Below are 23,058 nucleotides of genomic sequence, written 5' to 3' on the forward strand. Positions count from 1 at the left end.
GAGGAAACCAGTTCTGCGTTTCGTCGGTGTGACCCGAATGTCTCGGCTTGTTGACACCTACGCTCGGGGCCATGCCACAACGCTTCCTCGTCGTCGGCGCCGGGATCGCCGGCTTGGCCACCGCCGTCGCGTTGCGCCGGGTCGGTCACGACGTGCGGGTCATCGAGGGACGCGCCGAAAGCGAGGTCGGGACGGGTGCGGGCATCAGCATCTGGCCCAACGCGCTCGCCGCGCTCGATGTCCTCGGACTGGGCGATGAGGTCCGCGCGGCCGGTGGTCGGGTCGGCGCCGGCGCGGTCCGCTGGCGCGACGGCCGGTGGTTGCGACGTCCGGCCACCGACCGGATGGTGCGAGCACTCGGCGAACCGCTGGTGGTGATCCACCGCCGAGCGCTGACAGACATCCTCGCCGCGGCACTGCCCGCAGGCACCGTGACACATGACTGCGCGGCGGCACGGGTGCGTGTGACACCCGAGACCGCCGGCGTCGTGCTGTCCGATGGCGCGGTGCTCGACGCAGACGCGGTCATCGGAGCCGACGGTGTCGATTCGATGGTCGCTCGCAACCTCAACGGGACCCTGGCGAAGCGCTACGCCGGGTACACCGCCTGGCGCGGTATCGCCGAGCACGCGCTGGAACCGGACCTTGCCGGCGAGACGATGGGACCTGGGCTCGAGGTCGGCCACGTTCCGCTGGGCACCCGCCACACCTATTGGTTCGCCACCCAGCGCGCGCCGCAGGGCGCCACCGCGCCGGACGGCGAACTGGCCTACCTACAGCAGGTGTTCGGCGAGTGGCCGGAGCCCATCCCCGCGCTGTTGGCCGCGACCGACCCCGCGGCGGTACTGCGCAACGACCTCTACGACCGCGCCCGCGCCCGCCGATGGTCGAGCGGACGGGCGGTCATCGTCGGAGATGCCGCCCACCCGATGCGCCCTCACCTGGGACAGGGTGGCTGCCAGGGCCTGGAGGATGCGGCCATCCTCGCGGCCATGACGGCCGAGGACGCCGATCTGCCGGCGGCCTTTGCCCGGTTCGCCGCATTCCGCAGCCCACGGGTGCTGGCTCTGGTCCGCGAGGCGCGCACCATCGGGCAGATCGTGAACCTGCGGCCCCCACTGCTGAGCGCGGCGGCCAGTAGGGCGTCGACGTTGGTGCCGGAGGCCCTGCTGACCCGCCACTTGGCGGGTATCGCGGGGCGCTCGGCGTTCGTCATGCCGGCGTAGGCGCACCGACGAGACGTCAGCGCGGCTGGAACGTGCGTCCCACGTTCTCCAGCGCCATGCACATCTGCCGGAAATCGAGGATGCCCAGCACGGCCCCGCCGCGGATCGCCTGGCATCCGGTGGCCGTCACCGGCGCGGGAGCCTGCGGCAGCGTCGGCGTCGTACCCCAGACCGCGGGTGTGGCGCCACGGGAGCCGCACTTGGGCCACGCCTTGAGCCCCTGGGAGCGCAGCACGTTCTCGGCAACCCGGATCTGCTCGGCGCGTGAGGCGCCGGCCGGCGAGCCGACGCCGCCGTTGGCGTTCCAGGTGGCCTGCTTGAACTGCAGACCGCCGTAATGACCGTTGCCGGAATTGACCGTCCAGTTCCCGCCCGACTCGCACTCGGCGATGGCATCCCAATTCACGGTGTCGGCGCTCGCGGTGGCCGTGAGAACCATCGGCGCCAGCGACAGGCCGGCGGCTGCGATGAGCACCCACAGTGCCCTGCGGGCGATGCTCTTGACGGTGCTGCTGAAGCGGATCATTGTGCGGTCCTTCCCCGACCGGTGACACGGACCGCGATTCACATGACGAGCGTTTGCGCGCCGCGGTTGTCTCGTTTGTCGAGTGACCGATATCACCCGTTACACAGGGGGCGGAAGTTTTAACAGTTCCTTATGTGACACCAGGTATTTGTGAGAAAACAATGGCGCCGGGCGGAAAGCCCGGCGCCATTGTGAAAAGTCGGCTAGGTAATTCAGCCCCGACGACCGCAGGACGGCCATGCACCGATGCCCTGGCTGCGCAGGACGTTCTCCGCGACGCGGATCTGCTCCTCGCGGCTCGCAGAGTGCGGCGCACCCGATCCGCCGTTGGACTGCCAAGTGCTCATGGTGAACTGCAGGCCACCGTAGTAGCCGTTACCCGTGTTGATCGCCCAGTTGCCGCCCGACTCGCAGGCCGCGACGGCATCCCAGTTCACGGAGTCCGCATGTGCGGTTCCGGTCGCCAACATCAGGGGGGCTGCACTGAGCGCCCCGGCAATGGCGGCCATCCCGAACGTCTTGCGGATATTCTTCAACGTCGATCCTCTCGCGAAACGCGCGCCAAAGAACACGCTCGCAACGAATGCGAACGCGGCATGCCTGAAGGGTCAGGCGGCGAATTTGGGGCGTGCCGTCTCGGTCGGGCACGACAGTGGGAGACAAATCGGTGTCTTGCCGGATGACTCCTCCGGCGACCAACGAGCGCTCAGCGACTCGCATCGGCCCACTCACACGCAGATGCTTGGATATGAAATTGTTTGCTCCCAGCGGAGTTGAAAATGAACGTACAAAAGTCTGCAGACGAAGTCACTTCGGTGTCGAACGTGTCGCGTTCAGATCACGAGATGATCACGACGACCGAAAGCCGATAAGTACGCAGGTCAACCGGGAATTAGTACCGCAAGACTAAACCGCAGGTCGAGGCGCTATCGGTGGGATAGATCACACGATTTTTGTGGCCCCGGCCACATATATGTGGGTGCCATGCGCTGGTTGCCGACCTGCGTACCGTTTTGTGTACCCGATATCGGCGTTTCGACACCCGCCCCACAGGTCGATTCACGGGCAGTTCGCTACACATCACCCTATCCCCGTTTATCGGGAACGCCGCGTAAACCATTGCCATGCAACGCTTTGCGCACAAGTCACCGAATCCGCCAACCACCGCCAGGCACAGCATAATTGGTACGGTGAAAGCCGAAAATCTCTATACCACAGCACTTTTCAATGTACGGCGATCAGACTTCAACGGGGCCGCATCCACGCGGCGACGCAAGGAGCGCATTCGAGCCCATTGCTGCGCACAGGCAACCGGAGCAATAGCGAGCAACCGCGAAATTCTGTCTGCCGAAAGCCAGTTCGCACACGCACCATGATTTGCGGAAGTGCCTGCGCTGCATCAGGTCTCGCGCCCCCACGGGGGTGATACACGGGCATGCAGATAAACGCCGCGCTCGAATTATCGTACTTTCCGTTGCATGACATTGACGCTGATAACGCCCGCAATGAGTCTTGTAAACAAATTCGGCCGCAAAGTCGCTTTAATTGCGAATTTGCTGGATCCGGTCACGTGGCTCAGACCGGCAGGTCGTCCGGGGTGTTGACATTGGTGAGCGCGCGCTGGGGTTCGGTGACGATGCGCTGGGTGTCGACGGCATCGACAAGTGCCCTCATGCTGCGCTCTCCCCCAGCCACCAGATCATCGGCGACGCCTGCCAACGAGGTGCGGTAGAGCCCGGCGAGGTAGTGGTCACGGCCATCCCAGACCAACACCACCGCGGCCGGGGTCGTCGCGGCGGGCTCCAAAAGCTCGTCGATGAACGAAGCGGTCAGGTGCGGCATGTCCACCGCGCAGAGAAAGGCCCATTCAGCGCCCGCATCGGCGGCCGCACGTAACCCCCTGGCCGTCGCGAGCAGTGGTCCCAGGCCGCGCACCTCGTCGCGCAGGATCTGGGCGGGCACCGTCGGCAACGCCTGACCCGGTGCCGCCACCACGAAGACCGGATCGCAGCGGGCGGATACCGTGTCGACCACGCGCTCGACGAGCGTGCGCCCCTCGAACACCAGGGTTGCCTTGTCGCGACCCATCCGTCGCGACGCGCCACCGGCCAGCACAACGGCGGCCGGTGCTGTGCGCGGGGTCACACCAGCAGGTTAGTCCACCGACCAGGTGTCTTTACCGCGAAGCAGCGATTGCAGCGCGGCCGTGTCGTGCACCTTGGCTTCCCGCGCGGCCGCCACCTGCTGACGAGCAGCATCGTCGTAGGTGGGCTTGTTCACCTGCCGGAAGATGCCCATGACCATGTGATCCAGGTTCTGCTCGCTCAGGCGCGACAGCGCGAAGGCGTAGGCCGGATCGTCGATGGTGGCGTCGTGCACCACGATCTGATCGGCAGGCACGTCGGCGGTCTTGGCGATTTCCAGACCGAAACCGGACTTCACCACGGCGTACTCACCATCGGCACCGAACGTGATCGGCTCACCGTGGGTGATGTTGATCAGCCGGTCCTCGGCACCCTCCTTGCGCAGGGCGTCGAAGGAGCCGTCGTTGAAGATCGGGCAGTCCTGCATGATCTCGACCAGGGCGGCACCCCGGTGCTGTGCGGCGCCGCGCAACACCTCGGTCAGACCCTTGCGGTCGGAGTCCAGCGCCCGGCCGACGAAGGTGGCCTCCGCACCCAGCGCCAGCGACACCGGGTTGAACGGGTAGTCCAGCGAGCCCATCGGGGTCGACTTGGTGACCTTGCCGACCTCGGAGGTCGGCGAGTACTGGCCCTTGGTCAGACCGTAGATCCGGTTGTTGAACAACAGGATGGTGATGTTGATGTTGCGGCGCAGGGCATGGATCAGGTGATTGCCACCGATGGACAGCGAGTCGCCGTCACCGGTGACGACCCACACCGAGAGGTCCTCGCGAGCCAGCGCCAGGCCGGTGGCGATGGTCGGGGCGCGGCCGTGGATCGAGTGGAACCCGTAGGTCTCCAGGTAGTAGGGGAACCGGCTGGAGCAGCCGATACCGCTGACGAACGCGATGTTCTCGCGTCGCAGGCCCAACTCGGGCAGGAAGTTGCGGATGGTGTTGAGGATGACGTAGTCACCGCAGCCGGGGCACCAGCGGACCTCCTGGTCACTGGTGAAGTCCTTGCCCTTCTGCGGCTGGTCCGTGGTCGGCACCAGCGCCGTCTTGCTGAGGGCTTCGGTCAGGCCCAGGTCAGAGCCGATGAGGTCGGTCATACGTTCGCTCCCACAGATTCCACGGTGGCCGCGGCCAGCCGTGCGAACTTCGCCTTGTCAGTTTCCTTCTCGCGCAACGTGCCGTCCAGCGCCGAATCGATGATGCCCTCGACCTCGTCGGCCAGGAAGGCCATGCCCTCGACCTTGGTCACCGACTGGATATCGACCAGGTACTTGCCGCGCAGCAGCAGGGCGAGCTGGCCGAGGTTCATCTCCGGCACGACCACCTTGGGGTACTTGCGCAGCACCTCTTCGGTGTTGGCCGGGAACGGGTTGAGGTGACGCAACTGGGCATGCGCGACCTTGATGCCCTTGCGTCGCGCCCGCCGGCACGCCTCGCCGATGGGGCCATACGAGCTGCCCCATCCGAGCATCAGCAGCTCGGCATCGTCGGTCGGATCGTCGACCACGAGATCGGGCACGGTGATGCCGTCGATCTTGAGCTGGCGCAACCGCACCATCAGATCGTGGTTCTTGGGTTCATAGGAGATGTTGCCTGAACCGTTGGCCGCCTCGAGACCGCCGATGCGGTGCTCCAGGCCCGGGGTGCCCGGCACGGCGAACTGGCGGGCCAGCGTCTCGGGATCGCGGGCGTAGGGCTCGAAAGGCTCGCCGGACTTGGCGAACTTGTGCTCAATGGCCGGGTAGGTGCTGATATCCGGGATACGCCACGGTTCGGAACCGTTGGCGATCGCGCCGTCGGACAGGATGATCACCGGGGTGTGGTAACCGATCGCGATCCGCACTGCTTCCACCGCGATGTCGAAGCAATCCGACGGCGAGCACGGCGCCAGTACCGCGACCGGCGATTCGCCGTTGCGGCCGTAGAGCGCCTGCAACAGGTCGGCCTGCTCGGTCTTGGTGGGCAGGCCGGTGGACGGACCGCCGCGCTGGACATCGATGACGAGCAACGGCAATTCGGTCATCACGGCCAGGCCGATGGCCTCGGACTTCAGCGATACGCCCGGACCCGAGGTGCTGGTGACGCCGAGCGCACCGCCATAGGAGGCGCCGATGGCGGCACCGATACCGGCGATCTCATCCTCGGCCTGGAAGGTCAGCACGTTGAAGTGCTTGTACTTCGACAGCTCGTGCAGGATGTCGCTGGCCGGGGTGATGGGGTACGTGCCGAGCACGACCTGGATACCGGACAGGTGCCCCGCGGCGACCACACCGTATGCCAGTGCGGTGTTACCCGAGATCTGGCGGTACTCGCCCGACTTCAGCTTCGCCGGAGCGACCTCGTAGGTGGTGGCGAACGCCTCGGTGGTCTCGCCGTAGTTCCAACCCGCCTTGAGCGCCAGCACGTTGGCCTCGGCGATCTCGGGCTTACGGGCGAACTTCTCCCGGATGAATGCCTCACTGGCCTCCAACTCGCGGCCGTACATCCACGAGAGCAGCCCGAGCGCGAACATGTTCTTTGCGCGCTGGCCGTCCTTCTTGGTGGCGCCGATCGCCTCGACGGCGCCGAGGGTCAGGGTGGTCATGGCCACCGACTGCACGACGTAGTCGGACAGTTCCTCGTTCTCCAAGGGATTGGTGTCATAGCCGACCTTGGCCAGGTTGCGCTTGGTGAACTCGTCGGAGTTGGCGATGATCAGACCGCCGCGCGGCAGGTCGCCGACGTTGGCCTTCAGCGCCGCCGGGTTCATCGCGACGAGGACGTCGGGACGGTCGCCGGCGGTCAGGATGTCGTAGTCGGCAATCTGGATCTGGAATGACGACACACCCGGCAGGGTGCCCTGTGGTGCCCGGATCTCGGCGGGATAGTTCGGCTGGGTCGCGAGGTCGTTGCCGAAAAGGGCGGCCTCCGAAGTGAAGCGATCGCCGGTAAGCTGCATTCCGTCACCGGAGTCGCCGGCGAAGCGGATGACCACTTTTTCCAGCTTCTGCCGCGGAGCGCCGGTGCTGCCGTTCTGACCCACGACTTCCTGCCTTTCACACCCCGGCCGGTGGCGCGTGGCCAGGCGGGCGTTACGTCAAAAACTTTTGGTGTCACTGCGAGTAACCAGTATGGCACTTCTCTTAGGGTGTCCATTGCCACGCCGCGTGACGACACGCAGGTGGCGACGCGAAGAACTCGCTGGTCAGCGACGTGCAGGGTGTGGCGGTCCACACATCATGTGGTTTTGGTCACTCAAAGAGCGCGTCATTTCCTAAGGATCTGGTTACCGATCAGTAGCTCTGAGCGACGTACAGGCCCGGCGGAGTTGACACCTGTCAAGTCTGCGCAGGTCAGGCCTTGGTCGACGGCATCTGCGCCCGTTTTTGCAGCTCGCGGGCGACCAGTTCGCTGGCGATCTCCACCGCCCGAACCGGGTTCGCCCCCGCCGCACGATGCGCCACGTAGCTCGCGGTGAACATATCGCCGGCACCGGTGGTCTGCACGTCCATCACGCGCCATGCGGCAGGAACCCGAGTCACCGAGCCGTCCCGGTAGATGTCACAACCCTCGGACCCATAGGTGACCAGGATCTCCGGCACCCCGAGCCGGTGCGCGGCCGCGAGGTCGAACGCACCATCGGCGACGATCACGGCCTCGTCCTCGGCCAACTTGAGCACGCTGAGGTGACGCAGCAGCTCCGGGGAGAAATCACGGTCCAGCACCAGCGGCCCGACCCGATCGGCGCGCACCAGACCCTGACCGTCATAGGCGATACGGTGACCGCGCGCCGCCAGATGGGCGAGGGTGTCGGCCGGGAAATCGGTGCGCAGCAGCGGTGCCAGGTGGATCCAGGTGGTGCGCGGGTCGTCGGCATCGATATCGCCGGGACGCCATACCGGCCCGATCGCCGAGACGCTCATGTGCCGGTGGTCGGTGTCGTCATAGTCGAGGCTGAATGCGCTGGTGCGATCGGCGGGAAGCAGCCGAACCAGCGCGCCGAACCGGTCGAGCACCGGGCCGAAGAGTTCGTGATGACGTCGTTCGCCCATGGCCGCGATGTGCGTGCTGCCCGGTGCCGATTGCAGTGCCACCCCGGCAAATGATGCGCAGCCACCGGGACTCGGGGCGGCACCGTTGATGACGTCGATGGCGAGGTTGCCCAGCACCGTCACGCCCGGGACCAGCTGTGGCGCCATCAATCCGAATCCCCCGCCTGCGGTATGTCGTGTGGTCGACACACGGGTGACGTGGCCGAGCGGTGAAATGGTAGTCCGCATCGGGCGCTTTCAGCGATTCCGCAGCGCGGCCCCGTTCCGGCAGATCCCGCCCCGGAACGTCCTATCCAGGCACGTTGTGGGGCGTGACGACCTGGATCGGCGCCGGACGCACGGACTCCTCGGGCAGCGCGCGTTGCCGAGCCAGGATCACCCGCATGGCAAGGCGGGCATCGGCGCGCAGGTCGTTGTGCAGCACCACGGACAACTTGCCCTGGCGCAGCAGTCTGCGGTTGTCGACATCGAGATCGTGTGCGACGAATACCCGGCACGCGCGTCCGAGCTTCTCGAACGCGGCGACGGTCGCGGCGTTACCGCCCCCCGGCGAGTAGACGGCCTCGATACCGGGGTGGCGGCGCAGCGCGTCGAGCACCAACGCCTCGGTGTTGGCGTCGATGCCATCCCCCTCGCTGATCTCGACGATCTCGCGACGGGATCCCCGCAAACCTGCCCGGAACCCCACCTCCCGTTCGCCTTCACCACGGAATACCGTGCGGCTCAGGGTGATCAGCACATCGGCGGGCGCGTCACCCAGCCATTGGTCGACGAGGTACGCCGCCGTCAGCCCGGCACCGTGATTGTCGATACCGACGTAAGCGGTGCGATCGCTGTTGGCCACATCGGAGGTGTAGGTGACCACAGGCACCCCGGCGCCCACCAGCCGATCGACCTGTTCGGCGACCTCGGGCTCGTCCTGCGCCTTGAGGATGACGCCGTGGCTTCCCTTGATACGGCCGAGCACCTCGACCGTGCGGGCCGCCGAACCGGATTCCCAGAGGTGGAAGCGAGCCCGCACCGCGGCGGGCGCGAACGCCGGGAGCTCGGCCTCCACGGCTGCTCGGAACGCGTCGGAGAACCGCTGCGGCGTCTGCATCACGACGTCGATCAGGTAGCGACGGCCGTTGAGCCGCAATTGGGCGCGCTGCTTGTCCAGATCGGCGATGGCCTGCAGCACCTCGGCGCGGGTGTTCTCCCGGACCCCCGGACGGTCGTTGAGGACGCGGTCGACCGTCGCTTCGCTGAGACCGCACTGCTGGGCGATCTCGCGAACCTTGTATCGGTGCATCCCCTACCTCTTCCGCGAGCAGACGTAGACCTGCGCTCTGTGCGCCGATTTCGGCAGTTCTGCGTCTGTTCGCCGATATAGCGGTTGATGGTTTTTTGATGGCTTTCTGCTGTTGATTGCGGTCGGTGTCACAGCAAGACTAACCGTGGTGTGCGCCTTGGACGCACCGGACGAACGGAGAATCCCATGACCACCATCGGTGTGATCGGACTGGGCCGCATCGGCGCATTCCACACCGAAACCCTTGCCGGACTCGACGGGATCGACGGGCTGGTGATCACCGACGAACGTCCCGACGTGACCGCGGCGGTGGCCGCCAAGCACGGCGCCACGGCGGTCGGATCCGTCGAGGAACTGCTGGCGTCCGGCGTCGACGGGGTCGTGGTCGCCGCCGCCACCCCCGCACACGCGGACCTCACGCTCGCCGCGGTCGAACGCGGGATCCCCACCTTCTGCGAGAAGCCGATCGCCTCCACCGCCGCCGAGAGCGCGCGGGTCGCGGAGACCATCATGTGCACCGGGGTACCGGTGCAGGTGGGCTATCAGCGCCGGTTCGACGCCGCGTTCGCCGCGGCCAAGACCGCCGTCGACAACGGCAGCCTCGGCATCCTGCACACCGTGCGCAGCACCACGATGGATCCCGCTCCCCCGCCGCTGGACTACATCAAGGGCTCCGGCGGCATCTTCCGGGACTGTGCCGTCCACGATTTCGACGTCGTCCGCTGGATCACCGGCCAGCAGGCCGTCGAGGTCTACGCCACCGGGTCGGTGCAGGGTGACCCGCTGTTCGCCGAGTACGGCGATGTCGACACCGCCGCGGTGGTGGTGCGATTCGACGGTGGCGCACTGGGAGTCATCTCCAACGCCCGATACAACGCACGCGGTTACGACTGCCGTCTCGAGATCCACGGCTTCGACGATTCGGTGGCCGCAGGCTGGGACCAGGGTGCACCACTGCGCAATGTCGACCCGGCCAACGAGTTCCCCACCGGACCGGCGCACAACTTCTTCATGGATCGCTTCACCGAGGCGTTCCGCACCGAGCTGGCCGGTTTCCTTGAGGTCGCCAAGGGCGGCCCGGTCCGCGGCGCGACCGTCGCCGACGCCGTCGAGGTGGCCTGGATGGCAGAGGCCGCCACCGAGTCCCTGCGCCGTGGCACCCCGGTGGCACTCGAGTCGGTCAAAGCGAAGGTAGGCACCGCATGAGCATCAAACTTGCCGGAGCACCCATCTCCTGGGGCGTCTGCGAGGTGCCGGGATGGGGCCACCAGTTGGCCCCCGCACGGGTCCTCGCCGAGATGCGCGGTGTCGGCCTGACGGCCACCGAACTGGGCCCGGAGGGTTTCCTGCCCGCCGACCCCACGGAACTGACGTCCGTCCTGGCCGAGCACCAGCTCAGCTGCGTGGGCGGCTTCGTCCCGGTGATCCTGCACCAGGTCGACCATGATCCGGCCGAAGAGCTTGCCGGGCCGCTGGATTCGCTGATCGCCGCCGGCGCCGGCGTGGTGGTGCTGGCCGCCGCCACCGGTGCCGATGGCTACGACTCACGACCCGTGCTCGACGAAGCGCAGTGGAACACGTTGCTGGCCAACCTGGATCGGCTGGCCGGCATCGTCGCCGACCGCGGCCTGTTGGCGGTGCTGCACCCGCATGTCGGCACCATCGTGGAAACCCGCGCCGAAGTCGACCGGGTGCTGGGTGGTTCGTCCATCCCGCTGTGCCTGGACACCGGGCACCTCCTCATCGGCGGCACCGACCCGCTGGAGCTGGCCAAGGCCGTCCCGCAGCGCATCGCGCACGCCCATCTCAAGGACGTCGACGCGGCGTTGGCCGCCAAGGTGCAATCAGGCGAGCTCAGCTACACCGCGGCCGTCAAGGCGGGTATGTACACCCCGCTGGGCACCGGCGATGTGGATATCGAAGCCATCGTCGGTGTGTTGCGCGACAACGGGTTCGACGGTTGGTTCGTGATGGAGCAGGACACCATTCTCGACGGCGCGCCCGCCGGTGACGGTCCGGTGGCCGATGTGCGGGCCAGCGTCGCCTTCCTCAACGGCATCATGGCCTGATACCGAAAACTCCCAGACGACATCGCGACCCGACAACCGTCGGGTCGCGATGTCGTTGGTGCGGTCAGTGCGTCAGATACCTGTCGGCAAGCCCGGTCAACGTCTTCTCGATGCCCTGGGCATTCTGCTTCTTCATGCCCAAGAGCTCGATGACGAACGGCACCTTGGCCGAGGAATAGTCGAAGGTCTCGGTGACCTTGGTGATGCCGGGACTCACCTCGGCGAACTCCCAACGCCACTTGTGCCCGAGCGGGTGCTGCCACTCGACGATCTCGTTCTCCCTGGCCTTCGTCACCGTGGACGTGATCTTGTAGGGCAGCCCGTATTGGGTCATGCCGATCGTGAACTTGTCGCCCTCGGACACCCGGTGCGGACCCTTGACCTCGACATCGCGCACCGTTCCCGATCCGTCGATCTCGTGGTGCCGATGCGGGTCGGCGATCTGCTCGAACAGCGTGGCCACCGGTGCGGTGACCTGCACGCTACGGCTGACGGACTGCTTGCCTGCGTCTTCTGTCTTCAGTGTCGTCGTGGTCATGTCGCCGTTATACCCGCGCACCGGGTGGCCTACACGAGACGGCAGGCCGGGCGCGGGGTGAGTCAGCGACCGAGCTCGTGGCTGAGCGCCTCGAGCTCGTCACCGCCGGCCATCTGTTGGGTCAGATGCTCCAGCGTGATGTCGTCATAGGTGCAGTCCAGCTTCTGACGGCCCCGGTTGAGCAGTACGAAATGGTCGCCCACCATGTGGGCGTGGTGCGGGTTGTGTGTGATGAAGACGACACCGAAGCCGGCCTCCTTGGCCGCGGTGATGTATTTGAGCACCACACCGGACTGTTTCACACCCAGCGCCGCGGTCGGTTCGTCGAGAATCAGCACCCGCGCACCGAAGAAGACCGCCCGCGCGATGGCGACGCACTGGCGCTGCCCACCGGACAGCGACCCGATCGGCGCGTCGACATCGGGCAGTTCGATGCCCATCTTCGACAGCTCGGCCAGCGTGGTCGCCCGCATGGCGTTGGCGTCCAGCGACCACGGGAACGACTTCTTGCGCACCTCCTGGCCGAGGAAGAAGTTGCGCCACACCGGCATCAGCGGGACGACGGCGAGGTTCTGGTAGACGGTCGCGATGCCCTTGTCCAGGGCGTCGGCCGGTGAGGAGAACGTGGTGACCTCACCGTCGACCAGCAGTTCACCCTCAGTCTGCTGATGCAGGCCGGCGATGATCTTGATCAGCGTGGACTTGCCTGCACCGTTGTCGCCGAGAATGCCGGTGACCTCACCGGCATGCACGCGCAGGCTGATGTCCGCCAGCGCGGTGATGTTGCCATAGGACTTGCCGACATTGCGCAGCTCGACCAGTGGCACCTTCTTACCGCCGGAGGATGCGTTGCTCGGGGTCTCGACTGTTGCGGTCATCAGATCACTTCTTCGCTGCGTAGTTACGGAAGGCATTGTTGGCGATCACCGCGAACAGCAGCATCCCGCCGAGGAAGAACTTGAACCAGTCCGGATCCCAGCCCGCATAGACGATGCCCTGATTGGTCATGCCGAAGATGAACGCACCGATGGCGGCGCCGACCGCGGTGCCGTATCCACCGGTGAGCAGACAGCCACCGATGACCGCGGCGATGATGTAGAAGAACTCGTTACCGATGCCCTGCCCGGACTGCACGGTGTTGAACGCGAACAGCAGATGCATGCCGACGAACCAGGCGCAGAAGCCGACGAACATGAACAGCCCGATCTTGACCTTCGTCACCGGAATGCCGATGGCACGGGCGCTTTCGGCATCGCCGCCGACGGCGAAGATCCAGTTGCCGATCCTGGTCTTGAACAGCACCCAGGTCGCGACGACGGTGAACACCAGCCACCACAGCACGGTCACCCGGATACCGACACCGAACACGGTGAAGCTGGAGGAGAAGACCTTCTGCGCGGACTCCCAGCCGGCCATATCGTTGACGCTCTGGGTGGCCACCTGTCCGGCAACCAGTTTCGTGACGGCCAGGTTGATACCGGCCAGCATGAAGAACGTGCTCAGCGTGATCAGGAAGCTGGGGATCTTGGTCTTCATCACCAGGAAGCCGTTGAAGAAACCCACCGCCAACGACAGCACCAGCGCCAACGCGGCACCGACCCAGAGATTCAGGTGCAGGTTGTAGGCCAGCATCGATGCCGCCAGTGAACTGAACGTCACCGCGACGCCGGCCGAGAGGTCGAACTCGCCGCCGATCATCAGCAGCGCCACACCGCAGGCCATGATGCCGATAGTGCTGCTGGCGTAGAGCACGGTGGCCAGCGAGGAGGCCTCCCGGAACGGCGCCGCCACCACCAGGAACGCGATGAAGATGCCGATGGCGCCGATACCGGCACCCATCTCCGGGCGGATCAGTATGCGCTGTAGACGATTTCGTTCCTTGACTCGTTCGTCACGGACGACCGTGTGGTTTTCGAGGGTCACCTCGGTCTGGGTGGACATCTCTGCTCTTTCCGACACTGCTAGCGAGTTCCGCCCTTGGCCAGTTCGGCCACGGCGTCGATGTTGGTGTTGTCGATGAAGGCGGGCCCGGTCAGGGTCGGCTTCCCGCCACCGATGACGTTCTTGTTGTTCAGGTAGAGCCACAGCGAGTCGACGGCCAGGTAGCCCTGCAGGTAGGGCTGCTGGTCGACCGCCCACTGGATATCGCCACCCTTGATGGCGTCCACCAGCGCCGCGTTGGTGTCGAAGGTGCCGATCTTCGCCGAGCTGTTGGCGTTCTTGGCCGAGGTGACCGCGGTCAGCGCGAACGGCGCGCCGAGCGCGACGATCATGTCGATGGCGGGATCCTGCTGGAGCTTGGCGGTGATGGTCGATTCGACCGAGGGCATGTCCTTGCCGTTGACATTGAGGATCTCGGTGGCCCCGAACGTGTTCTTCATCCCCGCACAGCGGGCCTCGAGGTCGACGTTGCCCTGCTCATGGATGATGCAGATGGCTTTCTTTGCACCATCTTTGGCGACGCGCTCGCCCGCGCCCTGGCCGGCGATGTAACCGTCCTGACCGAAGAACTCCTGCACACCCATGTCCTGCCAGGTGTCCATGCCGGCGTTGAACGCCACGACGGGGATTCCCTTGGCCGCGGCGGCCTGCACGGCGGCCCGCATGGCATCGGGTTTGGCCAGCGTGACCGCGATACCGTCGACATTCGCATCGACGGCGCTCTGGACCAGGTTGGCCTGGTTCGGAGCTTCCGGATCGCTGGAGTAGCGCAGCTCGACATTGTCCTTCTTGGCCGCCGTCTCGGCGCCCTTGCGGATGAGATCCCAGAAGGAGTCACCGGGGGCCTCGTGGGTGACCATCGCGATCGTGACCCGCGGGGTGTCGACGGTTCCGCCGCCCGAACCGCCGTTCCCGCCCGCGGTGTCCGGGTTGCCGCCGGTCGACGAGCAGGCCGCCATTCCCAGCGCCAGCACACCCGCCCCGGTCAGCGCTGCCCATCGGCGCAACGACCGGATTCCTCGACTGTTCGCGCGAGCGGTCATCCCTGGCTTCTCCTTCGTCCCGCATCCGGGGCTCGTGAACTTCGACGTCCAGGCGGTCGCGGTATCCCGGCGACGCGCCACCGTTGATGTAATACGGCTCACACCGGAAAGTCAACACTTTGTCCTGACATTAGGACTGCACGTCATATGCGAGCCGGTGGCGCCGGGCGTTCAGCTCACCGGTCGACGAGGGTTGTCTCGAAGTAGTACCGCGACGCCCGGTAGCAGTGACTTCCGAATTCGACCGCGCGCCCCGAATCGTCGAAGGCCGTCCGGCTCATGGTCAGCAGCGGGGCCCCGACCTTCTCTTCGAGCAACCGAGCCTCGGTGCGCTGGGCCGGTCTGGCACCGATCCGCTGGCGCGCCAGCCGGATGTGCACCCCCCTGCCACGCAGCGCCTGATACAACCCGCTTGCCTCGAGTTCCCCGGCGTCCGGGGCGATCTCGGCCGGCAGGTGGTTGGTCATGATGGCCAGCGGCTCCCCGTTGGCATAACGCAAGCGCTGCACGGTGACGATCTCGTGGTCGGTGGACAAGTTGAGCTCGGCGGCGATCTCGTCATCGGCGACGCCGCGGCGGTACTCCAACAGCTGTGTTGTCGGATCCTGTCCGGATTTCGCGAGATCGTCGAAGAGGCTGGTCAATTCGACGCGCCGGTGCACCGGGTTCTGCACCACCTGCGTGCCGACGCCGCGCTTGCGGACCAGCAACCCCTTGTCCACGAGCTCCTGGATGGCGCGCCGGGTCGTCGGCCTCGACAGCGCCAATCGGCCGGCCAAGGACAGCTCGTTCTCGAATCTGTCACCCGGGGCGAGTTCGCCACTGCGGATCGCCGCCTCGATCGCCTGCGCGAGCTGGTAGTAGAGGGGCACAGGGCTGGACCTGTCGAGTTCGACCGCTAGGGGCACGTCCACTCCGATTTCGTCGGCGATGATCAGCAAGACTAACCGAACCTGCGCACTATGACCGAAAGTTCGAATGTCAGGACAAATTGTTGACAGGGGTAGGTGATCGGGGGCACAGTGCTTGCGACAGAGCCCTGCACCCACTTCGGGAGATCACGTGTCGTCACCACCCCAGCCATCAACCGATCCGTTCGATGTCATCGCCATCGGCCGCAGCGGTGTCGACATCTACCCGCTGCAGACGGGTGTGGGACTCGACGAGGTCGACACCTTCGGGAAGTTCCTCGGCGGCAGCGCGGCCAATGTCGCGGTGGCCGCCGCGCGACTGGGCAACCGCACCGCCCTGATCTCGGGAACCGGCGACGATCCGTTCGGACGGTTCGTCCGCGATGAACTGGCCCGCCTCGGGGTCGACAACCGCTATGTGGGCATCCACGGCCGCTATCCCACCCCGGTCACCTTCTGCGAGATCTTCCCGCCCGACGATTTCCCGCTCTACTTCTACCGCAAGCCCTCGGCGCCCGATCTGCAGATCGAAGCCGGTGACATCGATGCCGACGCCGTGCGCACCGCACGATTGTTCTGGTCCACGCTGACCGGCCTGTCCGAAGAGCCCAGCCGCAGCGCGCATTTCGCGGCCTGGGCCGCACGTGCCCGCACGCCGCTCACGGTGCTCGATCTCGACTACCGGCCGATGTTCTGGGCCGACCCCGCCGCAGCAGGTGAGCAGGCGGTGCGTGCGCTGGGCCAGGTCACCGTCGCCGTGGGCAACCGCGAGGAGTGCGAGATCGCCGTGGGTGAGACCGTTCCCCACCGCGCCGCCGATGCGCTGCTCGACCTGGGGGTCGAACTGGCCATCGTCAAACAAGGCCCGCGCGGTGTGCTCGGCAAGACCAGGCACAGTTCGGTGACGGTCGCACCCAACGACGTCGACGTCGTCAACGGCCTGGGTGCCGGAGACGCGTTCGGGGGCAGCCTCATTCACGGTCTGCTGCGGAACTGGCCACTGGAGAAGACCCTTCGCTACGCCAACGCCGCCGGCGCCATCGTGGCATCCCGGCTGGAATGTTCTACGGCCATGCCCACCGCCGCCGAGGTCGCCGAACTCGCCGAACAGAGCGCCGTGGAGGCCGTCAATGTCTGACGCACTGTGCCGTGACTACGCCGAGGTCACCGAGTTGCGCGCCGCCGACCCGGCGTCGGTGACGAAGGCCTGGCACGCCCGCACCACCCGGCCCACGGTGCGTGGTGACGGCAGGCTGATGATCGTGGCGGCCGACCACCCGGCACGCGGCGCGCTGTCGGTAGGCACCCGGGTGACCGCCATGAACAGCCGCATCGACCTGCTCGACCGGCTGCGGACCGCGTTGGCCGATCCCGGCGTCGATGGTGTGCTGGCGACCGCGGATATCCTCGACGACCTGGTGTTGCTCGGTGCGTTGGAGGACAAGGTGGTGTTCTCGTCGCTGAACCGTGGCGGACTGGCCGGTTCGGTCTTCGAGCTCGACGACAGGATGACCGGCGCGACCGCGACCTCGACCGCCGATGCCCGCATGAACGGCGGGAAGATGTTGTGCCGCATAGATCTCGACGATCCCGGCACCGTCTCGACCCTCGCCGGCTGCGCGCAGGCCGTCGACCAGCTGGCCGCCCACGGATTGATCGCCATGCTCGAACCGTTCTTGTCCACCCGGGTCGACGGCAAGGTCCGCAATGACCTCTCCCCCGACGCGGTGATCAAGAGCGTGCACATCGCCCAGGGCCTGGGTTCGACATCGGCCTACACCTGGCTCAAGCTGCCCGTTGTGCCCGAGATGGACCGGGTGATGGAATCGACGACGATGCCCACCCTGCTGCTCGGCGGTGACCCGACCGACCCGGACGAGGCCTTCGCGACCTGGGCGTCGGCACTGGCCCTGCCCGCGGTGCGCGGTCTGATCGTCGGGCGCACCTTGCTCTACCCGCCCGATGACGATGTGGCTTCCGCGGTCTCGGGTGCCGTCGGATTGGTGCGGTGATGAACAGCTCCTGGTACATACCGGCGGGTTCGGCCGACGCGCCGTACTCGGTGGCCGTCACCCCGGAGTCAGCAGGCTGGTCCGAATGTGGGCTGCACGTTCTGGATCTGGGCACCGACGGTACGGTCGCGCTGCAGACCGGCGACACCGAGGTGATGATCCTGCCGCTGGCCGGCGGCGGCTCCGTCGAATGCGCTGACGACGTGTTCGAACTCGGCACGCGGACATCGGTTTTCGACGGCCCCGCCGATATGGTCTATCTGGGTGTCGGGCAGTCCTATGTGGTGACCGGACACGGGCGCATCGCCGTCTGCGCCGCCCGAGCCAGCCGGTCCCTGCCCAACCGGCGGCGGGCCGCCGCCGATGTGCCGGTCGAGTTACGCGGGGCGGGCAACTGCAGCCGGCAGGTACACAATTTCGGCACCGCGGACACCTTCGAGGCGGATTCACTGATCGCGTGCGAGGTCATCACCCCCGGCGGTAACTGGTCGAGCTATCCGGCCCACAAACACGATGAGGACAGCTACGTCGAGTCCCAGCTCGAAGAGATCTACTACTTCGAGATCGACGACAGCCCGGCCGGCACTCCGGGATTCGGCTATCACCGCGTGTTCGGCACACCTGCCCGGCCCATCGAGGTACTCGAAGAGGTCCGCACCGGCGATGTGGTCCTGGTGCCGCACGGCTATCACGGCCCGTCGATCGCCGCACCCGGTCACCACATGTACTACCTGAATGTCATGGCCGGATCCGGGCCCGAGCGGGCGTGGCGGATCTGCGACAACCCGGACCACACCTGGCTGCGCGCCAGCTGGGATCACCAAGAGATCGACCCGCGCCTGCCGATGCGCACGAACCGAGGAGTTTGACCGTGGTGTCCACCGCCCCGAAAGCAGCCGACAAACTCGCGGATACCGAAGCCACCGTCCGTCTCACCGTCGCGCAGGCCACCATCGCGTTTCTGGCCGCCCAGTATGTCGAGCGCGACGGTGATCGCACGCCGTTCTTCGCCGGATGCTTCGGCATCTTCGGCCACGGCAACGTTGCCGGTCTCGGCCAGGCATTGCTGCAGGACGAGATCGAGGCGCAGGCGGCCGGACGCGCACCACGCATGCCCTACGTGCTGGGCCGCAACGAACAGGCGATGGTGCACAGCGCCGTCGCCTATGCGCGGCAGAAGGACCGGCTGCAGACCTGGGCGGTGACCGCCAGCGTCGGACCCGGATCGACCAATATGCTCACCGGCGCCGCGTTGGCCACCATCAACCGGCTGCCGGTCCTGCTGTTGCCCGCCGACACGTTCGCCACCCGGGTCAGCTCGCCGGTGCTCCAGGAGCTCGAACTGCCGTCCTCCGGTGATGTCACGGTCAATGACGCGTTCAAGCCACTGTCCCGCTACTTCGACCGGGTCTGGCGGCCCGAACAGCTGCCGGCCGCCCTGCTGGGGGCCATGCGCGTGCTCACCGACCCCGTCGAGACGGGCGCGGCCACGGTATCCATCCCGCAGGACGTCCAGGCCGAGGCCCATGACTGGCCGGAATCGCTTTTCGCCGAACGCACCTGGCACATCGCACGTCCGCTGCCCGAACGCGCGGTGGTCGCCCGGGCGGCCGCCCTCATCGCCGCGGCGCGCCGGCCGTTGATCATCGCCGGTGGCGGAGTGCACTATTCCGGCGCGGAGGCGGCGCTGACCGCCCTGGCCGAGCAGACCGGCATCCCCGTGGCCGAGAGCCAAGCCGGTAAGGGGTCGTTGCGCCACGATCATCCACAGAGCGTCGGTGCGGTCGGCTCCACCGGCAGCACCGCGGCCAACGCCCTGGCCACCGATGCCGACGTGGTGATCGGAATAGGCACTCGGTACAGCGATTTCACCTCCGCCTCGCGCACCGCCTTCAACAATCCACAGGTGCGTTTCGTCAACATCAACGTCGCATCCCTCGACGCGGTGAAGCAGGGCGGGGTGAGTGTCGTCGCCGATGCGCGCGAGGCCATCGAGGCGCTCGGCCCGGCGCTGGCCGATTACCGCGTACCCGACGAATACCGTTCTCACATAAGCGAGCTGGCCGGAGAGTGGGATGCCGCGGTCTCGGCTGCGTTCGCCACCGAGGACGGCGCGCAGTTGAACCAGAACCAGGTGATCGGACTGGTCAACTCCCTGTCGGACCCGCGCGACGTGGTGGTGTGCGCCGCCGGTTCGATGCCCGGTGATCTACACAAGTTGTGGCGATCACGTGACCGCAAGAGCTACCACGTCGAATACGGGTTCTCCTGCATGGGATATGAGATCGCCGGCGGTATCGGGGTACGCATGGCTGCGCCGGATCGCGACGTGTTCGTGATGGTCGGCGACGGTTCGTATCTGATGATGGCCACCGAGATCGCGACCGCGGTGCAGGAAGGCGTCAAGGTGATCCCGGTGCTCGTGCAGAATCACGGGTTCGCCTCCATCGGCGGGCTTTCGGAGTCACTGGGCTCGCAGCGCTTCGGTACCGCCTATCGGTACCGCGGCACCGACGGCCGCCTCGACGGTGACCGACTGCCGGTCGACCTGGCCGCCAACGCCGCCAGCCTCGGCGCCGATGTCATCAAGGTCGCCACGGCCGCCGAGTTCACCGATGCGGTCAAGGTAGCCAAGGCCGCCGACCGGATCACCGTCATCCACGTCGAGACCGACCCGCGCGTCTACGCGCCCGACAGCCACTCGTGGTGGGACGTGCCGGTGTCGCAGGTGTCGGCGTTGGAATCGACACAGCAGGCCTACCAGCGCTACACGGAATGGAAGAAGGTGCAGCGCCCGCTGATCGCGCCGTCGGACGGCTGATCGCCGGGTGCGGGGGCTGCGGTCACCAGAGGCCCGGACGGGCCTGACCCCCACACCCGGCGATGCTTCATGTCGCCGAACTGCGTCTACAGGATGTAGAGCATCTCCTGGTAGGTGGGCAGCGGCCACAGGTCATCGGCCACCACACCTTCGAGTGCGTCGGCGGCCGCCCGCACGGCATCCATGGCCGGCAGCAACACCTTCTGCGCATGGGCGGCCTCGTCGAGCGCGGACTCCGCGGAGTGGTCCGACAACCCGGCCTTGAGCGCACCGACGGCCGCGGTCAGCTCGGCAATCGGTGTCGAAACCGCCTCCAGCAGCGTGGTATCGGCATCGAAACCAGCCGCCTTGAGGGTGGCGACGTTCTGCGCCAGTTCGGTCTGGTAGCGGACGGCAGCGGGCAGGATCACCGTGGTGCCGAGTTCGAGCGCGAGCTTGGCCTCCACCGCGATGGTCAGCGCGTACTGCTCCAAGCGCACCTCGTAGCGGCTGTGCAGCTCGCGCTCGTTGAACACCCCGTACTTCTCGAACACCTCGACGGCCTCCGGGGTGATCAGCTCCGGGATGGCATCCAGCGTGGTCTTGAGATTCGGCAGACCACGCTCGGCCGCCTCGGTCTGCCAGTTCTCCGAGTAGCCGTCACCGTTGAAGACCACCGCGCCGTGCTCGGTGATGATGTCGGTGAGCAGCTGCTGCACCGCGGTGTCGAATTCGGTACCGTCCGCGACGGCCTTCTCCAATACCGTCGCCATGTAATCCAACGAGTCGGCCATGATGGTGTTCAGCACGATCATCGGCACCGCCACCGTCTGCCCGGAACCGGGCGCACGGAACTCGAACCGGTTGCCGGTGAAGGCAAACGGGCTGGTGCGGTTGCGGTCGCCCGGATCGGTCGGCAGCTGGGGCAGGGTGTCGACACCGATGTGCATGACGCCCTTGCCCTTCGACGAGGTCGCCGCGCCCTTGGCGATCTGCTCGAACACATCGGCCAGCTGCGCGCCGAGGAAGATCGAGATGATGGCAGGCGGCGCCTCGTTGGCGCCGAGGCGGTGGTCGTTGGTGGCCGAGGCCACCGAAACTCGCAGCAGCCCGGGGAATTGGTGGACGGCACGGATGACGGCGGCGCAGAACACCAGGAACTGCGCGTTCTCGTGCGGGGTGTCACCGGGAACCAGCAGGGAACCGAGTTCGGAATTGCCGACCGAGAAGTTCACGTGCTTACCGGAACCGTTGACACCGGCGAACGGCTTCTCGTGGAACAGACATTCCATGCCGTGCTTGCGGGCGATGGTCTTGAACACGGTCATCAGCAGCTGCTGATGATCGGAGGCGATATTGGCCCGTTCGAACATCGGCGCCACCTCGAACTGCGCGGGCGCCACCTCGTTGTGCCGGGTCTTGGCCGGGATACCGAGCTTGAACAGCTCGCGCTCGGTGTCCATCATGAAGCCCAACACACGCTCGGGCACCGCACCGAAGTAGTGGTCGTCGAACTCCTGACCCTTCGGCGGCTTGGCGCCGAAAAGCGTGCGGCCGGCGTTGATCAGGTCGGGCCTGGCCAGGAAGAAGTGCCGATCGACAAGGAAGTACTCCTGCTCGGGACCGCAGAACGAGACGACCTTCTCCAGGTTCTTGTGCCCGAACAGCGTCAGGATGCGCTCGGCGTGCACACCCATCGCCTGCTGGCTGCGCAGCAGCGGGGTCTTGTAGTCCAGGGCTTCACCGGTCATCGAGACGAAAACCGTTGGGATGCAGAGCGTGTTCCCGTTCGGATTCTCCAGGATGTAGGCCGGGCTGGTGACATCCCAGCCGGTGTAACCGCGCGCTTCGAAGGTGCTGCGCAGGCCGCCGGAGGGGAAGCTCGACGCGTCGGGTTCGCCCTGGATCAGCGTCTTGCCTGCGAACTCGGCCAGCGTCTGACCGTCGGAGACCGGCTCAAGGAAGCTGTCGTGCTTCTCGGCGGTGAGCCCGGTCATCGGGTAGAACACGTGCGCGTAGTGGGTCGCCCCCTTGGACAGTGCCCAGTCCTTCATCGCCGAGGCGACGGCGTCGGCGACGGCCGGGTCGAGAGTGGCGCCCTTCTCGATGGTCGCCACGACCGATTTGAACACCGACTTGGGCAGCCGCAGCTGCATCTCGGCCTTGGTGAAGACGTTGGCGCCGAAGATCTCTCCGGGGGCCTCGGCGGGGTCGAAGCTGATGGCCGGCGGCACATAGGCCTCGACGTTGTTGATGGCCTTAAGCCGGACTGCGTTACCGCTCAATGTAGTTCCTATCGCTGCACGTGCTTGACCGGCCAACGGTAGGAATATTCGATGCCGATTCTGTTACGCGCGCGTCAACGTCTGAATGCGCGGGCGGCGCCGTGGAATCGTCAGGCTCAGAAAAATCTTCTGTCTCTTTGACCCCTGGTGTCACATTCCATCCGGATTTGTCGGGTGTAGCACGTATGTGGCGCTCCTAGTGTTTTAGTGGGCGTCTTTGTGCTGTTGAGGGTTGATTTGCAGTGCAG

Annotated in this window: 19 protein-coding genes and 1 pseudogene; 7 read left to right on the plus strand and 13 right to left on the minus strand. The window is 66.2% G+C overall.

The window, feature by feature from the left end; all coding sequences use genetic code 11:
* Window positions 1-71 precede the first annotated feature (71 nt).
* Complete coding sequence (locus G154_RS01365; RefSeq protein ID WP_019513221.1) at window positions 72-1,226, plus strand: FAD-dependent monooxygenase; 1,155 nt, start codon at window positions 72-74, stop codon at window positions 1,224-1,226.
* Between the two features lie 16 nt (window positions 1,227-1,242).
* On the opposite strand, the gene G154_RS01370 is transcribed toward G154_RS01365, so the two are convergent.
* The 7 genes and pseudogenes from G154_RS01370 to G154_RS01400 form a co-directional block, all read right to left on the minus strand.
* Entirely contained in the window at window positions 1,243-1,665 is a 423-nt protein-coding gene (locus G154_RS01370; protein WP_234713142.1) for a transglycosylase family protein, read from the minus strand.
* A gap of 299 nt (window positions 1,666-1,964) precedes the next feature.
* Window positions 1,965-2,192, minus strand: a pseudogene (locus tag G154_RS01375) (transglycosylase family protein); the annotation flags it as partial.
* 1,135 nt (window positions 2,193-3,327) lie between these two features.
* Entirely contained in the window at window positions 3,328-3,897 is a 570-nt protein-coding gene (mobA, locus tag G154_RS01380) for a molybdenum cofactor guanylyltransferase (protein WP_019513218.1), read from the minus strand.
* A gap of 9 nt (window positions 3,898-3,906) precedes the next feature.
* Window positions 3,907-4,986 carry a 2-oxoacid:ferredoxin oxidoreductase subunit beta gene (locus G154_RS01385; RefSeq protein WP_019513217.1) on the minus strand — a complete coding sequence of 360 codons (1,080 nt, stop codon included), beginning with the start codon at window positions 4,984-4,986 and terminating at the stop codon, window positions 3,907-3,909.
* Complete coding sequence (locus G154_RS01390) at window positions 4,983-6,911, minus strand: 2-oxoacid:acceptor oxidoreductase subunit alpha (RefSeq protein ID WP_019513216.1); 1,929 nt, start codon at window positions 6,909-6,911, stop codon at window positions 4,983-4,985. The genes G154_RS01385 and G154_RS01390 overlap by 4 nt, the downstream gene beginning before the upstream one ends.
* Window positions 6,912-7,221: 310 nt before the next feature.
* The gene (locus G154_RS01395) at window positions 7,222-8,067 is read right to left on the minus strand and encodes a carbohydrate kinase family protein (RefSeq protein ID WP_019513215.1); all 846 of its coding nucleotides are present in this window, start codon (window positions 8,065-8,067) and stop codon (window positions 7,222-7,224) included.
* A 142-nt stretch (window positions 8,068-8,209) separates the two neighbouring features.
* The gene (locus G154_RS01400) at window positions 8,210-9,211 is read right to left on the minus strand and encodes a LacI family DNA-binding transcriptional regulator (RefSeq protein WP_019513214.1); all 1,002 of its coding nucleotides are present in this window, start codon (window positions 9,209-9,211) and stop codon (window positions 8,210-8,212) included.
* Window positions 9,212-9,397: 186 nt separating this feature from the next.
* Between G154_RS01400 and G154_RS01405 the strand changes: the two genes are divergently transcribed.
* Window positions 9,398-10,417: a Gfo/Idh/MocA family oxidoreductase gene (locus G154_RS01405; protein ID WP_019513213.1), complete on the plus strand. Its 1,020-nt coding sequence runs from the start codon at window positions 9,398-9,400 to the stop codon at window positions 10,415-10,417.
* Window positions 10,414-11,280, plus strand: a complete 867-nt coding sequence (locus tag G154_RS01410; RefSeq protein ID WP_019513212.1) for a sugar phosphate isomerase/epimerase — start codon at window positions 10,414-10,416, stop codon at window positions 11,278-11,280. The genes G154_RS01405 and G154_RS01410 overlap by 4 nt, the downstream gene beginning before the upstream one ends.
* 64 nt (window positions 11,281-11,344) lie before the next feature.
* Here G154_RS01410 and G154_RS01415 read toward each other — a convergent pair whose 3' ends face one another.
* The 5 genes from G154_RS01415 to G154_RS01435 form a co-directional block, all read right to left on the minus strand.
* Window positions 11,345-11,818 (minus strand): SRPBCC family protein, encoded by a 474-nt coding sequence (locus tag G154_RS01415; RefSeq protein ID WP_019513211.1) that lies wholly within the window; start codon window positions 11,816-11,818, stop codon window positions 11,345-11,347.
* Between the two features lie 62 nt (window positions 11,819-11,880).
* Window positions 11,881-12,696 carry an ATP-binding cassette domain-containing protein gene (locus G154_RS01420; RefSeq protein WP_019513210.1) on the minus strand — a complete coding sequence of 272 codons (816 nt, stop codon included), beginning with the start codon at window positions 12,694-12,696 and terminating at the stop codon, window positions 11,881-11,883.
* 4 nt (window positions 12,697-12,700) lie between these two features.
* Window positions 12,701-13,759, minus strand: a complete 1,059-nt coding sequence (locus G154_RS01425) for an ABC transporter permease (RefSeq protein ID WP_019513209.1) — start codon at window positions 13,757-13,759, stop codon at window positions 12,701-12,703.
* 20 nt (window positions 13,760-13,779) lie between these two features.
* Window positions 13,780-14,802 (minus strand): substrate-binding domain-containing protein, encoded by a 1,023-nt coding sequence (locus tag G154_RS01430; protein ID WP_023986050.1) that lies wholly within the window; start codon window positions 14,800-14,802, stop codon window positions 13,780-13,782.
* A gap of 176 nt (window positions 14,803-14,978) precedes the next feature.
* A complete protein-coding gene (locus G154_RS01435; RefSeq protein WP_272939849.1) occupies window positions 14,979-15,716 on the minus strand; it encodes a GntR family transcriptional regulator in 738 nt (245 codons plus the stop codon).
* A 148-nt stretch (window positions 15,717-15,864) separates the two neighbouring features.
* Here G154_RS01435 and iolC point away from each other — a divergent pair, with 148 nt between their 5' ends.
* Genes iolC through iolD form a run of 4 tightly spaced genes read left to right on the plus strand, consistent with a single transcriptional unit; the run spans window position 15,865 to window position 20,546 of the window.
* Complete coding sequence (gene iolC / locus G154_RS01440; RefSeq protein ID WP_019513206.1) at window positions 15,865-16,851, plus strand: 5-dehydro-2-deoxygluconokinase; 987 nt, start codon at window positions 15,865-15,867, stop codon at window positions 16,849-16,851.
* Window positions 16,844-17,725: a hypothetical protein gene (locus G154_RS01445; protein ID WP_019513205.1), complete on the plus strand. Its 882-nt coding sequence runs from the start codon at window positions 16,844-16,846 to the stop codon at window positions 17,723-17,725. The genes iolC and G154_RS01445 overlap by 8 nt, the downstream gene beginning before the upstream one ends.
* Window positions 17,725-18,594 carry a 5-deoxy-glucuronate isomerase gene (gene iolB / locus G154_RS01450; protein ID WP_019513204.1) on the plus strand — a complete coding sequence of 290 codons (870 nt, stop codon included), beginning with the start codon at window positions 17,725-17,727 and terminating at the stop codon, window positions 18,592-18,594. Before G154_RS01445 ends, iolB begins: the two co-directional genes overlap by 1 nt.
* A gap of 2 nt (window positions 18,595-18,596) precedes the next feature.
* Window positions 18,597-20,546: a 3D-(3,5/4)-trihydroxycyclohexane-1,2-dione acylhydrolase (decyclizing) gene (gene iolD, locus G154_RS01455; protein WP_023986052.1), complete on the plus strand. Its 1,950-nt coding sequence runs from the start codon at window positions 18,597-18,599 to the stop codon at window positions 20,544-20,546.
* An 86-nt stretch (window positions 20,547-20,632) separates the two neighbouring features.
* Here the strand turns inward: iolD and G154_RS01460 are convergent, their stop codons facing one another.
* The gene (locus tag G154_RS01460) at window positions 20,633-22,810 is read right to left on the minus strand and encodes a glutamine synthetase III (protein ID WP_019513202.1); all 2,178 of its coding nucleotides are present in this window, start codon (window positions 22,808-22,810) and stop codon (window positions 20,633-20,635) included.
* Between the last annotated feature and the right edge of the window lie 248 nt (window positions 22,811-23,058).

The organism is Mycobacterium sp. VKM Ac-1816D (genome assembly GCF_000416385.1).
Taxonomy (GTDB): domain Bacteria; phylum Actinomycetota; class Actinomycetes; order Mycobacteriales; family Mycobacteriaceae; genus Mycobacterium; species Mycobacterium neoaurum_A.